Source organism: Streptomyces spororaveus (assembly GCF_016755875.1).
GTDB classification, from domain to species: Bacteria; Actinomycetota; Actinomycetes; order Streptomycetales; family Streptomycetaceae; genus Streptomyces; species Streptomyces spororaveus.
In genome coordinates this window covers 534,658-548,927 of the sequence record NZ_BNED01000005.1, presented here as the reverse complement: position 1 = coordinate 548,927, position 14,270 = coordinate 534,658, and the positions used below count along the sequence as shown (strand labels likewise).

At 74.7% G+C, this 14,270-nt stretch carries 9 protein-coding genes; 4 read left to right on the top strand and 5 right to left on the bottom strand.

Annotated elements, in window-relative coordinates; all coding sequences use genetic code 11:
* Positions 1-119: 119 nt before the first annotated feature.
* The 4 genes from Sspor_RS05135 to Sspor_RS05120 form a co-directional block, all read right to left on the bottom strand.
* Complete coding sequence (locus Sspor_RS05135; protein WP_202197972.1) at positions 120-473, bottom strand: UBP-type zinc finger domain-containing protein; 354 nt, start codon at positions 471-473, stop codon at positions 120-122.
* Complete coding sequence (locus tag Sspor_RS05130) at positions 470-1,969, bottom strand: ATP-binding protein (protein WP_202197971.1); 1,500 nt, start codon at positions 1,967-1,969, stop codon at positions 470-472. Before Sspor_RS05130 ends, Sspor_RS05135 begins: the two co-directional genes overlap by 4 nt.
* Positions 1,966-3,642, bottom strand: a complete 1,677-nt coding sequence (locus tag Sspor_RS05125; RefSeq protein ID WP_202197970.1) for an NAD(P)/FAD-dependent oxidoreductase — start codon at positions 3,640-3,642, stop codon at positions 1,966-1,968. The genes Sspor_RS05130 and Sspor_RS05125 overlap by 4 nt, the downstream gene beginning before the upstream one ends.
* Positions 3,643-3,808: 166 nt before the next feature.
* Positions 3,809-5,281, bottom strand: a complete 1,473-nt coding sequence (locus Sspor_RS05120) for a helix-turn-helix domain-containing protein (RefSeq protein ID WP_202197969.1) — start codon at positions 5,279-5,281, stop codon at positions 3,809-3,811.
* A 142-nt stretch (positions 5,282-5,423) separates the two neighbouring features.
* Between Sspor_RS05120 and Sspor_RS05115 the strand changes: the two genes are divergently transcribed.
* Positions 5,424-6,173, top strand: a complete 750-nt coding sequence (locus Sspor_RS05115; RefSeq protein ID WP_202197968.1) for a DUF4232 domain-containing protein — start codon at positions 5,424-5,426, stop codon at positions 6,171-6,173.
* Here the strand turns inward: Sspor_RS05115 and Sspor_RS05110 are convergent.
* Positions 6,168-6,908, bottom strand: a complete 741-nt coding sequence (locus Sspor_RS05110; protein ID WP_202197967.1) for an ABC transporter ATP-binding protein — start codon at positions 6,906-6,908, stop codon at positions 6,168-6,170. The genes Sspor_RS05115 and Sspor_RS05110 overlap by 6 nt on opposite strands.
* Positions 6,909-7,127: 219 nt before the next feature.
* On the opposite strand from Sspor_RS05110, the gene Sspor_RS05105 reads away from it, so the two are divergent.
* Genes Sspor_RS05105 through Sspor_RS05095 form a run of 3 tightly spaced genes read left to right on the top strand, consistent with a single transcriptional unit; the run spans position 7,128 to position 14,268 of the window.
* The gene (locus Sspor_RS05105) at positions 7,128-10,427 is read left to right on the top strand and encodes an FtsX-like permease family protein (RefSeq protein ID WP_202197966.1); all 3,300 of its coding nucleotides are present in this window, start codon (positions 7,128-7,130) and stop codon (positions 10,425-10,427) included.
* On the top strand, positions 10,424-13,312 hold the full coding sequence (locus tag Sspor_RS05100; RefSeq protein ID WP_202197965.1) for a hypothetical protein: 2,889 nt from the start codon (positions 10,424-10,426) through the stop codon (positions 13,310-13,312). Before Sspor_RS05105 ends, Sspor_RS05100 begins: the two co-directional genes overlap by 4 nt.
* Positions 13,309-14,268: an ATP-binding cassette domain-containing protein gene (locus Sspor_RS05095; protein WP_202197964.1), complete on the top strand. Its 960-nt coding sequence runs from the start codon at positions 13,309-13,311 to the stop codon at positions 14,266-14,268. Before Sspor_RS05100 ends, Sspor_RS05095 begins: the two co-directional genes overlap by 4 nt.
* Positions 14,269-14,270 lie beyond the last annotated feature (2 nt).

Genomic DNA, 14,270 nt, shown 5'->3' with positions numbered 1-14,270 from the left:
CGGGGCGGGCGTCCGTACGCCGCCGACGTGTGGCGCGTGCCACGGCCGGCCCCGGGAACCCGGCCTCCGGTGGCTGCGACTCCTGTCGTGGAACGGCCCGTCGGCCGAGCGATCGCGGGTCAGCGGTTCAGTCGCCGGGTCCAGTCCTCGGGAACCCGGCCAGCCGGGCCCGGGGCCGGCTGGTCCGCCGGGTGGTCGCGCGGAGCGGTCAGTTCGGGGCCGGAGTCGTACAGGGCGTCCGTGTCGTAGTTCCAGAACCACTCCTCGCCCGGCTCGAAACTCTGCACGAGGGGGTGGCCGGTGGACTTCCAGTGGGCGGTGGCGTGCTGGGCCGGGGAGGAGTCGCAGCAACCGATGTGGCCGCACTGGGCGCAGCGCCGCAGGTGGAACCACCAGCCGCCCAGCTCGTCGCACTCGACGCAGCCGGTGCCGGTGGGCGCGGCGCCCGGGTCGATTCCCTCGATGTCGCTCATGCGGGCTCCTCGGCGGTCGCGGTCCTGGTGTCGGATCCGGTGTGGGTTTCCGTGTCTGCGTCGGGGGCCGGGGCGGTCAGGGGCAGCAGTACCTGGAAGCGGGTGTCACCGGGGACCGACTCGACCTGGAGGCTGCCGTGGTGCTTATTGACGACGATCCGCCAGGAGATGTCGAGGCCCAGACCGGTGCCCTCGCCGACCGGCTTGGTGGTGAAGAAGGGGTCGAAGATACGGCCGCGGATGTCCGCCGGGACACCGGGCCCGGTGTCCCGGAACTCCACCAGCAGGCGATCGCCCTCCCGCGCCGTGCGGACCGTCAGCGTGCCCTCCTCGCCGGTGCTCCCGATGGCGGACACGGCGTTGTCGATGAGGTTGGTCCACACCTGGTTGAGCTCCGCCGGGTAGGCGGGCACGTCCGGTACGGAGCGGTCGTACTCCTTGACCACCCGGATCCGGGAGCCGATCTTGCCGGACAGCATCAGCAGGGTGCTGTCGAGGAGTTCGTGGACGTCGACGACCCGGTACGGGGCGCGGTCGAGCTGCGAGTACTGCTTGGCGGCGTCGACGAGGTGGGAGATGCGCGTGGTGGAGTCGTCGATCTCATCCATCAACAGCTCGGTCTCGACCGTGTAGTTGAGCCAGCCGATGGCCGACGGCAGGATCTCCTCGGCCACGGTCGCCGCGACCTGTTCCAGCCAGTCCGTGTCCAGTCCGGCCTGTACGAAGGTGGGCGCGAGCCGCCAGCCCTCCGCGATGCCGTGGTCGTCCAGCCAGTCGGCGAGTTCGTCCTCCCGGTCGGAGGCCTCCAGCGGACTGAGCGCCGTGGCCTTCGCGACCCGTTCGACGGTGCGCTCCTGGATGTCGATGAGCTCGGCGATCGTCTCGCGCGAGTACTGGCCCTGGGAGATGTGGGCCAGCTTGTGGCGCATCTTGCCCACCCGTTCCCGCAGCGTCGCCGTGGCGCGCACGGCGGCCGCCGCCGGGTTGTTGAGCTCGTGGGTGAGGCCGGCGGACAAGGAGCCGAGCGCCAGCAGCCGTTCGCGCTGTCCGATGGCCCGCTGCGTGTTCTTGGAGCCGAAGAACAGCCCCTCCAGCAGGTGTGCCGCCATCGGGAACCACTCCCGCATGATGTCCGCGAACGACTCCGCGGGCAGTACGAAGAACCGCGTGGGCTCGGTCACCCGCATCGAGTTGGTGTACGTCTGCGGCACCTGTTCGCCCAGGTACGCCTGCATGGCCCCCGCGTACACGCCGCGCTGCGAGGTGCGGCTGACCTCGACGTCGTCGCCGCCGACCCGGCGGGACAGGACGACGGTGCCCTCGATCATCACGTAGAAGCAGGTGGCGGTGGCGCCCTCGGTGTAGACCGGGCCGGCTTCGAACCGCTCCACCCGCCCCTCGGCGCACAGCCGCCCGAGCTGCTCCGGGGAGAGCTTCTCGAACAGGAACAACGAGGCGATCTCCTGCGGGCTGCAGGGCATGACCCGCCCGCTCACGACTGCTCCAGGTACCGGTGTACGAGCATCACGGCCATGGCTCCCTCTCCGACGGCGGACGCGACGCGCTTCGCGGACTGGGCGCGTGCGTCGCCCGCCACGAACACGCCGGGAATGTTGGTCTCCAGGTGGTAGGGCGGCCGGTCCAGTTCCCACTCGGCCGGCGGCCGCCCGTCCGGCGTGAGGTCGGGCCCGGTCAGGATGAAACCGTGCTCGTCGCGCAGCACCGTGCCGTCGAGCCAGTCGGTCAGCGGGGCCGCGCCGATGAACACGAACATCCACTGCGCGTCGACGAGTTCGCTCGCTCCGCCGTCCACGTCCCGGAGCGTCAGCTGCTCCAGGTGCCCGTCGCCGTGCGCCGCCTCGACGACGGTCCGGGTGCGCACGGTGATGTTGGGCATCTCCTCGATCTGCTGGATCAGGTAGTACGACATCGACGCCGCCAGGGACTCCCCGCGCACCAGCAGCGTCACCGACTTGGCCCCGCGCGCCAGGTACATCGCCGCCTGCCCCGCCGAGTTGGCGCCGCCCACGATGTACACGTCCTGGCCCTGGCAGGAGGCCGCCTCGGTGAGCGAGGAGCCGTAGTACACCCCGCAGCCGGTCAGCTGGTCGCAGCCCGGCGCGCGGAGCTGCCGGTACGACACACCGGTCGCCAGGATGACGCTGTGCGCGGCGATCGCCGAGCCGTCCGAGAAGCGGACGATGCGTGCCGCACCGTTCACCTCCAGCCCCGTGACCTCGCGCGCCGTGAGGATCTCGGCTCCGAACCGGCCGGCCTGGCGGCGGGCACGCTCCGCGAGCTGGGCACCCGACACGCCGTCCGGGAAACCGAGGTAGTTCTCGATGCGGGAGCTCTGGCCTGCCTGTCCGCCGGTCGCCGACCGCTCGACCAGTACGGTACGCAGCCCCTCGGAGGCCCCGTACACCGCCGAGCCGAGCCCCGCCGGGCCGCCGCCGATGACGACGAGGTCGTAGAAATCGGCGGCCGGCGTCGTCGCCAGGCCCACGTGGGCGGCCAGTTCGGGCGCCTCCGGTTCGACCAGCGCGGTGCCCTCGGGCGTGATCACCAGCGGCAGCCGCCGGCCGTCGGCCCCGGCCGCCTCCAGCAGCCGCCGTCCCTCCGGCTCGTCGGACGAGTACCAGCGGTACGGCACCTGGTTGCGGGCCAGGAACTCCCGGACGTCGGAGGAGCGCGCCGACCAGCGGTGGCCGACCACCTTGGTGGCGGGTACCGGCCGGTAGTCGCTGGTGCGCCAGGCCGTGAGCAGATCGTCCACGACCGGGTAGAGCTTCTCCTCCGGAGGGTCCCAGGGCTTGAGCAGGTAGTGGTCGAGATCGACGACGTTGATCGCGTCGATCGCCGCGTTGGTGTCGGCGTACGCCGTCAGCAGCACCCGCCGTGCGCCCGGATACACCGCCAGGGCCTGTTCGAGGAACTCGATGCCGTTCATCTGCGGCATCCGGTAGTCGGCGAGGACCACCGCCACCAAGTCGCCGCGCAGCTTGAGCTCGCGCAGCGCCTCCAGCGCGGACTCGCCGGATTCGGCGCGCACGATCCGGTACTCGGCCCCGTAGCGCCGCCGCAGGTCACGGGCGATGGCCCGGGAGACCCCCGGGTCGTCGTCCACGGTCAGGATGACGGTCCGCGCTGTGTCGGCGGCCTGTGCCATACGTCGTCTCCACCCCGAGTGCTCTGGGCAGGCGGCCCGGCGAGCCGCCCGCGCCGGTTCCCGCCCATCGTAGGGGCGATCCTGCGGGACCGCTCCGGGACGGCGTGCTCCGTGCGCTCCCGGTACGCGCCCGGTCGCTCCTGGTCAACGCCCTGCGGCCGTCGGCTCAGGAACGGGTGCCGGTGCCCGTGCCCGTCCCCGCCCTGACCCATCCGTCGCCGCCGAGGGGGAACTCGTAGCCGGGCCGCCCGTTGTGGCCGCTGGTACGGAAGGGCTTGCCGTTGTGGTCGATCCTGAGCGTGCCGTGCCGGGATCCGCTGGACCAGGAAAGCTCCAGGTACCAGGTCACGTCGTAGGCCGAGGCGTCGGCCTTGATGTGGAACACCTCCGGTTCGGACTCGGACACCTTGTACGGGAAGCCCGGCTGGTCCGCCTCCGGGACGACGGCCGGGCGCGCGGCGTCGAGGGCCACGGTGAAGGAGCGCGTCGGGACGCCGGCACCACAGCCGACCCCCGGATAGCCCATGGCGTAGACGTTCCAGGCGGGGGGCGTCCGCTTGCCGACGGTACGCACGGTCAGGCCGTCCAGGACCACCGTGTCCTTGCCCGCGCCCTGCAGGGTGAGCGTGACGTACTGCTCGCCGGCGGGCACGGCACCGGCCGCCGCCACCCATGCCGGGGCGTCGCGCTCCACGGGCGGCGGGCTGACCTGGGCCGGCGGCTTTCCGATGAGGTACTGCTGGTCGCAGGGCGACTGCCAGGTGTGGGGCTGGGCGCTCACCTTCACCGGCGCGCCGGGACCGCTCCCGGCCGCGGGGGCGACGGGCGGGGAGCCCGAGGGCTGCGCGGCGGACGGCTCGGCGGAGGCTGAGGGCTCGGCGGACGCCTCCGCGGAGGACGCGGCGGACGGCTCCGCGGACTCCGGCGCCCGGTCGTCGGTACGCGCCTCGCCGGGAGCGAAGGGCGCGGCGCCGACGGGGCCGCCGTGGACGTCGTCCCCGGCCGGCTGCCGGTCCGTATCGAGCACGAGCGCCCCGGCGAGGGCGGCGACGGCGGCCACGGCGACCGCGGCCAGGGCGGCCCGGGGGAGGCGGCGCCGTCGCGTCGGCACGGTCGCGTCGGCGGGGCCGGGCCGGTCGGGCTCGTCGGGCGAGTCGGGCGCAGCCGGCGCGTCGGCGGGCTGGGACGGGTCCGCCAGGTCGGCAGGGTCCACCGCGTCGGCCGAGACGGGCGCCGCGGGCAGCGGAGCGGCGGGCTCCGGCTCCTCCGCGGCCGCCGCCCGCGCCACGGCGTCCGTACCGGCCGCCTTGCGGCCGCGGTTGGTGTCCGCCAGCACCCAACTCCGGTGCAGCTCCACGAGTTCCGCGGGCGAGGCCTTGCACAGCCGGGCGAGCCGCTCGACCGGTGCGTAGTCCGCCGGGACGACCTCACCGCTGCAGTACCGGTGCAGGGTCGACGTACTCATGTGGAGCCGCTTGGCGAGCGTTCCGTAGCTGTGGCCGGAGCGGTCCTTCAACTCCCGCAGTAGTACGGCGAACCCGGACTCAGCCGTGTCCTCCGGCACTGTTCCTCCCACCCCGTGTCCCGTCCCGCATCCCAGGATCAGGTTGTTCGCGCAGCTCAGGGCCTGTTCCGGCATTCCAGCATTCCTGAACGCCCCGTGGCTGTGGCGGCTGGGACGGATCACCGGACAGGCTCAGGCCATCCAAGCACACCGCTCCCGGCGGCCGGTTCCGACCCGACCGGGCCCCGCGGGCATGCCCTATGAGAGGCCGTCAGTCATGTACACGTTCCCCAGTGCCCCCAGCGCGAGCAGCGTCCGTACGCCCCGTCCCCGCACCTTCCGGCGGTTGGCGGGTGCGGCCGCCGCTGCACTTGCCGCGCTCGTCCTCACGGCGTGCCAGGACGGCACGGGCTTCAAGGACGGGGGAGCCGCCGCCACCCCGGACCCGGCCTCCGCCCCGGCCTCGGCGGCTCCGACCGCTCCGGCCACTCCGGCCACTCCGGCCGATCCGGCGACTCCGGCGGCTTCGGCCGCTCCGGTGACCTCGGCCCCGGGCTCCGCGAAGAACTCGGCCGCCCCGGCCCGGTCGGCCGAAGGGGGACGGGTCCTGTGCAACGGCTCCAACACCGCCGTCACCGTCCAGCCGGTCTCCCGTCCGCTCAACCACATGCTGATCACGGTGAAGAACACCGGCTCGAAAACCTGTGACCTGACCTACTACCCGCTGCTCCGCTTCGACGAGATGCAGTGGGCGCCGGCCGCACGGGAGGAGACCAAGCCCCAGGCGGTGGTGTCCCTCGCGCCCGGCCGGTCGGGCTACGCGGCGGCCCTGTTGTCCGCGGCCGACGGCAGCGGTGAGGGCGGGACGACCGGGCACCGGCTCACGATCGCCTTCCAGGGCCCGACGCCCAGGAGCGACGGCGGCGCGTCCGCCACCCCGTCCCTCCCGGCGGCCGGTGTGCACTACGACAGCGCGCTGACGGTCACGTACTGGCAGCAGACCGGCGAAGACGCGCTCGGTTCATGACCCGCTCCCGACGATACGGCCGTCACGGAGTTCCACGACCCGGTCGGCGAGTTCGATCAGGTTCGGGTCGTGCGTGGCGACGAGGACGGTCACCGACTCACTGCGCACCACCGCGCGCAGCAGCTCCATGACCGAACGGCCGGTCTCCGAGTCGAGCTGGCCCGTCGGCTCGTCCGCGATGATCAGGTCGGGGTCGTTGGCCAGGGCGCGGGCCACCGCCACACGCTGCTGCTGGCCGCCGGAGAGCTCACCGGGCCGCTGCTCGGCGTGGTCCGCGAGGCCGACCAGGGCCAACAGGGTCCGGGCCCGCTCCTCACGCACCTTGGCGGGGACACGGCGCAGCCGCATCGGGACGCCCACGTTCTCGGCGGCGGTCAGGACGGGTATCAGGCCGAAGGACTGGAAGACGAAGCCGATGCGGTCGCGGCGCAGGGCGAGCAGGCCCGGCTCGTCGAGGGAGGCCAGATCGGTGCCGTCGAGGCTGATCCGGCCGCCGGTCGGGGTGTCGAGGCCGCCGACGAGGTTCAGCAGGGTGGTCTTGCCGGAGCCCGACCGGCCCCTGAGGGCGGTGAGTTCGCCGCGGCGGACCTCGAAGGACACGCCGCGCAGGGCGTGGACGGCCTGCGGTCCGCTGCCGAAGCTGTGGTGCACGTCGTCGACGACCACGATGGGCGAGCCGTCACCCTCCCGACGTTCCCGCGTCGCGACCGTCGCCGGTTCCTGGTGATTGCTCATCGCGTCTGTTCCCCCGTCGAGTTGTCCGCTGGTCCGATGGTCCGCCTGCCGGGCGCGGTGCCCGGCCCCGCGTCCCGCACACGCTGCCGCTGCAGCCTTCTGATCGCATTTGCGCATCCGTCGCACCAATCACGCAAGCCCCTTCCCTCTCTCGCCCGGATCTGACAGCATCGTCCGCTATCCGGTACCGAGGGTCCGGACGGGGGAGGAATTCAACACGTGCTCGGCTTCGTCGTGCGCCGACTGCGCGGGCGATGGCCGCTCGCCGTCGCCGTGCTGCTCACCGTACTGATCACCGCGACCACTCTGACCGCGCTGACGGCGTTCACCCGTGGCGTGGGCGAGGAAGGGCTCCGGCGGGCCCTGACCGGGGCGGAACAGCCCCGCACCACCGTCGTGATCACCAGTGGCCATCCCGCCGAATCCCGGGCCAAGGACGACGCGTCCGTACGCGCCTTCGCGGACACGGTGTTCGGGCGGCTCCCGGTGGCCTCCGAGAGCGTGGCCCGCAGCCGGTCGTACGGACTGCCCGGCGTCGCCGCCTCGGGCCGTGACGCCGACCTGACCCTGCTCACCGCGCTCGGCAAGGACCACGTACAGCTGCTCGCCGGACAGTGGCCCGGGCCGGTCGCCGCACCGGCCGCGCCCGCCGGGGCGGCCGGGACCGGCACCTCCGCGACGCCGACCCAGGTGGCCGTGCCGCGCGCCGCGCTCACCCGGCTCGGCCTGGCCGAGTCCGCACTGCCCGCACCGGTCCGGCTGGACGACCGGTTCGGCGGTCCGCCGCTGAACGTGCTGGTCACCGGCGTGTACCGGGCAGCCGATCCGGACGCCGCGTACTGGCGGCTCGACCCGCTCGGCGGCCGCGAGGTCCACGCCGACACCTTCGCCATATACGGCCCGCTGCTGGTGGACGACAGCGCCTTCACCACCGGCGGCCTCCTGCAGAACCACCGCCTCACGCTCCTCACCCCGGACCTGCGCACCGTCCGCGCCACCGAGGCCGAGGCCGTCCGGACCGCGACCGACCCCGCGAGCGTCGCCCTCGAACGCGCCGGCTCGCTGCGGGCCGCCACCGAACTGCCCGCACTGCTGGCCGAGCTGAACGCCGGCACGGTCGTCGCCCGCTCCACCCTGCTGATGGGCGCGCTCCAGCTCGCCGTGCTGTCGACCGCCGCGCTGCTCCTCGTCTCCCACATCCTGACCGTCCGCCAGGAACCGGAACGGGTCCTGCTCACCGCCCGCGGCGCCTCCCGCCGCCGCCTCGGCGCGCTCACCGCGACCGAGTCCCTGCTGCTCGCCCTGCCCGCGGCCGTCCTGGCACCCCTGCTCACACCACCCCTGCTGCGCCTGTTCGGCCGGTTCGGACCACTCGGGCGGGTCCACCTGGAGATCCCGGACACCTGGCTGGTCTGGCCGGTCGCGGGCGGCTGCGCCCTGGCCTGCGTCCTGCTGACGACCCTGCCCTCCGTCCTGCGCGGGGCCTCGGCCGCCGTACTGCGCCGCGTGGGCAGCCGCCAGGCCCTGGTGGCGGGCGCCGCCCGCTCCGGCGTCGACCTGGCCGTCGTGGTCCTCGCCGTGCTCGGCTACCAGCAGCTCGCGCAGTACGGCGGTACGGACGCCCCCGCGGCCGGCGCCTCCGCCGGCGGGCTCGGTGTCGACCCGGTCCTGGTCGCCGCCCCCGCCCTCGCCCTGTGCGGAGGCACGCTGCTGGTCCTGCGGCTGCTGCCGTTCGCGGCGCGGGCCGGAGGACGGCTGGCGGCACGCGGCCGGAGCCTGGCCCCCGCCCTGTTCGGCTGGCAGCTCGCCCGACGGCCCGGCCGGGCCACCGGGCCCGTGCTGCTGCTCGTCCTCGCCGTCGCCAGCGGGATCCTCGCCCTCGGCCAGCACAGCGCGTGGTCCGCGTCCCAGCGCGACCAGGCCGACTTCGCGGCCGCGGGCGGCCTGCGCATCTCCGGGAGCAGCATGTCCCCGATGGGGCAGGGCGGACGCTACGCGGCCCTGCCCGGCGGGGACCGCCTGATACCGGTGGCCCGCCGCGAGCAGAAGCTGCCGGACGGGAACCCCGCCGACATCGTCGCGCTGGACGCCGTCAAGGCGGGCGAACGCGTGCCGCTCCGCGCGGACCTGCGCGGCGGGCACGGCATGCGGGAACTGTTCACCCCGCTCGCCACCGGTGACGCGGGCGCCGCGGCCGCCCCCGTGAGCCCCGGTGTCACCCTGCCCGGCTCCCCGCGGCGGATCGACCTCGACGTGTCGGTCCGGGCCTCCGGGACGAGCTGGGCCGCCGTGAGCCTGCTGCTGCGCGACCGGTTCGGGGCGGCCTACGGGACGGCCTCGGTCACCCTGCCCGCAACCGGCGACACCACCCTGTCCTTCCCCCTCGACGCGCTGACCGGCGCCCCCGTCGGATCGGCGGCCACCCCGCTGACCCTGGCGGGGATACGCCTCTCGTACGCCGGGGACAGCGACCTCCCCGGCGACGGCAGCGAACTGACCGTGCACCGCGTCGCGGCCTCCGACACCGCGGACGGCGCCGCGGCGCCCGCCCCCGCGGCCACCGGCGGCTGGCAGCCGTCGCCCCCGCAGGGGTCCGGCTCCTCGCGCGTGCCCCAGCTGTCCCCGGTCCCCGCCGGTTCCGCGGACGTGCTGCGGCTGCGCTACTGGGGCGGCTTCGGCACCCAGCAGGGTGTCAACACGGTCCTGTTCCCGGCGCCCGCCGCGCCGCCGGCCGCCACCGTCCCGGCGATCGCCACCACCCGCTACCTGAAATCCCTGGGCGCCTCCGTGGGCGATACGGTCCCCGTCACGCTGGACGGCGCGGCCGTCCCGATGCGGATCACCGCCTCCGTGGACTCCCTCCCCGTGGCCGGCCGCTCGGCGCTCGCCGTCGACCTGCACGTGCTCGGCCGGTTCCTGCTGGAATCCGCCGGCCGGCAGCCGGCCTCACCCACCGAGTGGTGGCTGCCCGCCGACTCGGCCGCCGACCCGGTCCCGGCCCGCGCGGCCGCCCAACTGCGCGACGGCGCCCGGATCGAGCGCGTCCAGCTGCGCGAGGAGATCACCGAGCGGCTGCTCGACGACCCGCTGAGCGCGGGCCCGCAGAGCGCGCTGGCCGCACTCGCCGCCGCGTGCGCGGTCCTGGCGGCCATCGGCTTCGCGACCTCCACCGCCGCCGAACGGCGCGTGCGCGGCCGGGAGTTCTCCGTCCTGCTCGCCCTCGGCACCCCGCGCCGCTCGCTGGCCTGGGCGTCCGCCGCCGAGGGCGGGGTACTGATCGTCATCGGGACGGCGGTAGGGACCGGTCTGGGGGTCGCCCTCGTCCATCTGATGGCGCCCCTGGTCGTGCTGACACCCACCGCCGGGCGGCCGTTCCCACCCGTACAGGTGGACATGCCGGTCTGGCAGACCCTGCTGACGGTCGCCGCCATCGCCGCCGTTCCCCTGCTGTCGGCCGCGCTGAGCGGCCCCCGGGGCCGCGACATCGCCGCCCGGCTGCGCCCCGTGGAGGAGATGTGACCACCCCGCCGCCGTCCGCCACCCCGCCGCCGTCCGCGGCTGCCCCGCGTTCCGGTACGCGGCCCGCGCCCTGGGTCAGGACCCGGCTGCGCGCGGCACGGCTGGGCACCGTACTCGGCGCCGCGCTGGCCTTCGTGGCGGTCCTGCTGGCCGCCGCCCTGCCACGGGCCCAGGACCGGGGCGCCGACCAGGCCCTGCGGTCCTTCCTGGCGCGCAGCGGCGCGGCCGGAACCAGCCTGCAGGTGACGGCTCCCGCACCGGACACCGGGCAGACCACCGGCGCCCTGGACGGGACCATGGACCAGCTGCTCGCCCGTACCGGCTCCACCTTCCACGTGGAGGCGGACTCCGTGGTCCACGGCACGCGCACCACCAAGCGGGAGTCGCTGGAGAACCCGGAGCTGTCCCGCCCGTCCGGCTTCCCGCCCAGGATGGCGCTGCTGCACGTCCGCCAGGCCGAGGCACACGTGAAGATGGTGGAGGGCCGCTGGCCGGGCAGCACACCCGTGGCCGCCCCGGGGGGCGCCGCCGGGGAACCGCCGCCCCTGCAGATCGTCCTCTCGAAGGCCGCCGCCGAGACCCTCGGCGCCCGCGTCGGATCCGTCCTGAAGAGCGCACCCCGCGTCGACGGCACCCCCTCCGTGGAGGTCGTCGGCCTGTACACCCCCCTGGACGGGACCGAGGACTTCTGGGCGGACAACCTGGGGTGCCTCGCCCGCGCCTGCGAGAACTACATCGGGGAGAACCTCGCCTGGGACGTCGACGGCCTGGTCGGCACCGGCGACCTCGACCGGATGGCCAACTGGAGCCGCACCGCCGAGGACTTCTGGCGGCTCCCGGTGGACGTCGGCCGCCTGCGGGCGGACCGGCTCGACGCCACGAGCCGGGAGATCGCCTCCTACATCGCCGGCCCCACCGCCGCCGCCCTCACCCGGGAAACCGGCCGCGCGCGGCTGCACACCACCTCCTGGCTGCCCGAGCAGTTCGAACAGGCCCGCGTCCGCACCCAGGCCGCGGCACCGCTCGCCCTGATCGGACCCGCCGGAATCGGCGGGGTCGCCTTCGTCGTCCTGTGCCTGGCCGGCGCGCTCGCCGCCGACCGCCGCGACGCCGAACTGCGGCTGCTGCTGGCACGGGGCGGCTCCCGCGCCGCCATCGTCGGCCGCCTCGTCGGCGAGGGCGCCGTCACCGTGCTCCCGGCGGCAGCCGCCGCCACCGCACTCGCCGTACTCCTCCTGCCCACACCCCGGCTCGCACCCGCACTGATCACGGCCGCGGCCGTCGCCCTGCTGGCGCTGCTGGCCTTCCCGGTGAGGGCCGCCGTACTGCTGTCCCCGGCCCGCCCGGGCGGGCGGTGGCGCAGGCCCGTGGCCGAGCTGCTCGTCCTCATCGCCACCGCCGCCGCCGTACTGGCGGTCCGCCGCCGCGGGGTCGGCCCGGTCGGCGGTGACCCGGACCCGCTGCTGATCGCGGCACCGCTGCTGCTCGCCCTGTGCGGGGGGCTGCTGCTGGCCCGGCTCCAGCCCGTGGTGACCGGATGGCTCGCCCGGGCGGCCGGCCGCCGTTCCGGGCTGGTCGGCTTCCTGGGCCTGGCCCGGGCCGCCCGCGGTTCGGGGGCCACCGGAACCGGAACGCCGGGCCGCGGCCGCACCGGCCCCTCCGTCCTGCCGATGGTCGCCCTGCTCATCGCCATCACCACCGGAGGATTCGGGGCCGCCGTCCTGCAGTCCGTGGACTCCTCCCGGCTGGGCGTGGCCCGGCTCGCCGTCGGGGGCGACGCGGTGATCTCCGCGTACGGGAAGTCCCCGCTCCCGCAGGGACTCGCGAAGGCCGCGGGCGAGCTGCCCGGCGTGCGGACCTCCGTACCGCTGTGGATCGACCACGACTCCTCCGTAGTCGGCACCCCGGCAGGATCCACCCAGGTCACCGTGGTCGCCGCCGATCCGTCCGCGTACGCGGAACTGTCCCGTGTCCTCGGCTGCGGCTCCTTCGACCCGGCCCTGCTGGCCGGCGGCGACGGGCAGTCCGCAGACGCCCCGGTACCCGCGCTGTTCAGCGCGGGCCTGGCCCGGCAGGCCGCCAAGGGCACGTACACGGTGCGGCCCGGCGACGGCGGAGAGCTGCGGGTACGCGTCGCGGGCGTGCTCGACTGCACTCCGGCCCATCCGGCCCGGGACGCCGCGACCGTCGTCCTGCCCACGGGCGCGGCGACGGCCCTCATGGGCGGAGCCGACCATCCGAACCGGTGGTTCGGCGTCGGTGACGTGGACGGGGACCGGCTGCGCGCCCTGGTCAGGTCGAAGCTCCCGGCGGCGTCGGCGGCGTCCACCCCGGCGCCTGCGCCGGCTCCGATCCCTGGTTCCGGTTCCGTCGCGGGCCCCGCCCCGGTCGACGAGGTGTACCCCGTGCGCACCAGCGCCGATGCCGTCGCCCAGCTGGGTTCCGATCCGCTGCAGCGGTCGGCGCAGCGCCTCTTCTGGGCCTCGGTGGCCGGGGCGGCCGGCTTCGCGCTGCTGGCCGTACTGCTGACGCTGATGCGCACCGTCCCCGAACGCGCGGCGCTGCTGGCCCGGCTGCGCACCATGGGGCTGCGCCGCAGGCAGGGCGTGGCGCTGATCCTCGCCGAGACCCTGCCGCAGACCTTGGCCGCGACGCTCGGCGGGGCCCTGGTGGCGGCCGCCGCGGTGGCCCTGCTGGGCCCGGCGATCGACCTGTCCACGCTGGTCGGCACCCGCGTGCCGGACGGAGTGCGGCTCACGGCGGGACCCGTACTGACCCAGGCCCTGGGCCTCGCCGCCCTGGTCGCCGCGGCGGTGTTCGTGGAGGCGGCGACATCCGGGCGACGGCAGATCACCACCGAGTTGAGAGCGGGAGACCAGCGTTGAACACCGACCAGCCGACGTACGAGGAGCTGCGCCGCCGGGCGACGGCCGCCGCGGAGCCGCGCACCCCGGCGGCGGACGCCGCGATCGCCTGCGACCGCCTGGTCCGGATCTTCAGCCAGGACGGCATCGAGGTACAGGCCCTCCAGGGGCTGGAGCTGACGGTCGACCAGGGTGACCTGATGGCCCTGGTCGGCGCCTCCGGCAGCGGCAAGTCCACCCTCCTGAACATCCTGGCGGGCCTGGACGTCCCCACGGCCGGCAAGGCGGCCGTCGCCGGATACGACCTGCTGGAACTGTCCGCGCGGGACCGGCTGCGCTACCGGCGCGAGGCGGTCGGCTTCGTCTTCCAGCAGACGGCCCGCAACCTGCTGCCCTTCCTGACGGCCGCCCAGAACGTCGCCCTGCCGATGCAGTTGAAGGCCGACGGTCCCCGCCGCGGTGCGGGCGCACGCCGTGCGGCCAGGGTCGCGGAGATCCTGGAGGCCCTCGGGATCGGCGACCTGGCACACCGGCGCCCGGCGGAGCTGTCCGGAGGTCAGCAGCAGCGTGTCGCGATCGCCGTGGCCATGGCGAACGACCCCAAGGTGCTGCTCGCCGACGAACCCACGGGCGAACTGGACTCGGAAACGGCCGCGGCCGTCTTCGACACCTTCCGGACCGTGAACAAGGAACTCGGCGTGACGGTGGTCATCGTGACGCACGACCCGATGGTGGCGGGCGAGGTCCGCCGGACCGTGGCGATCCGCGACGGCCGCACCAGCAGCGAGGTCCTGCGCCGCCTGGTCACCGACGAGCACGGCGAGGAATCGATCAGCGAACGCGAGTACGTCGTCCTCGACCGCTCCGGGCGCGTCCAGCTCCCCCCGAAGTTCCTGGAGGCCCTGGGCATGGAACACCGCGTCGCGGTCGACCTGGCCGCGGACCACATCGAGCTGCGCCCGGACGACACCTACTGAGG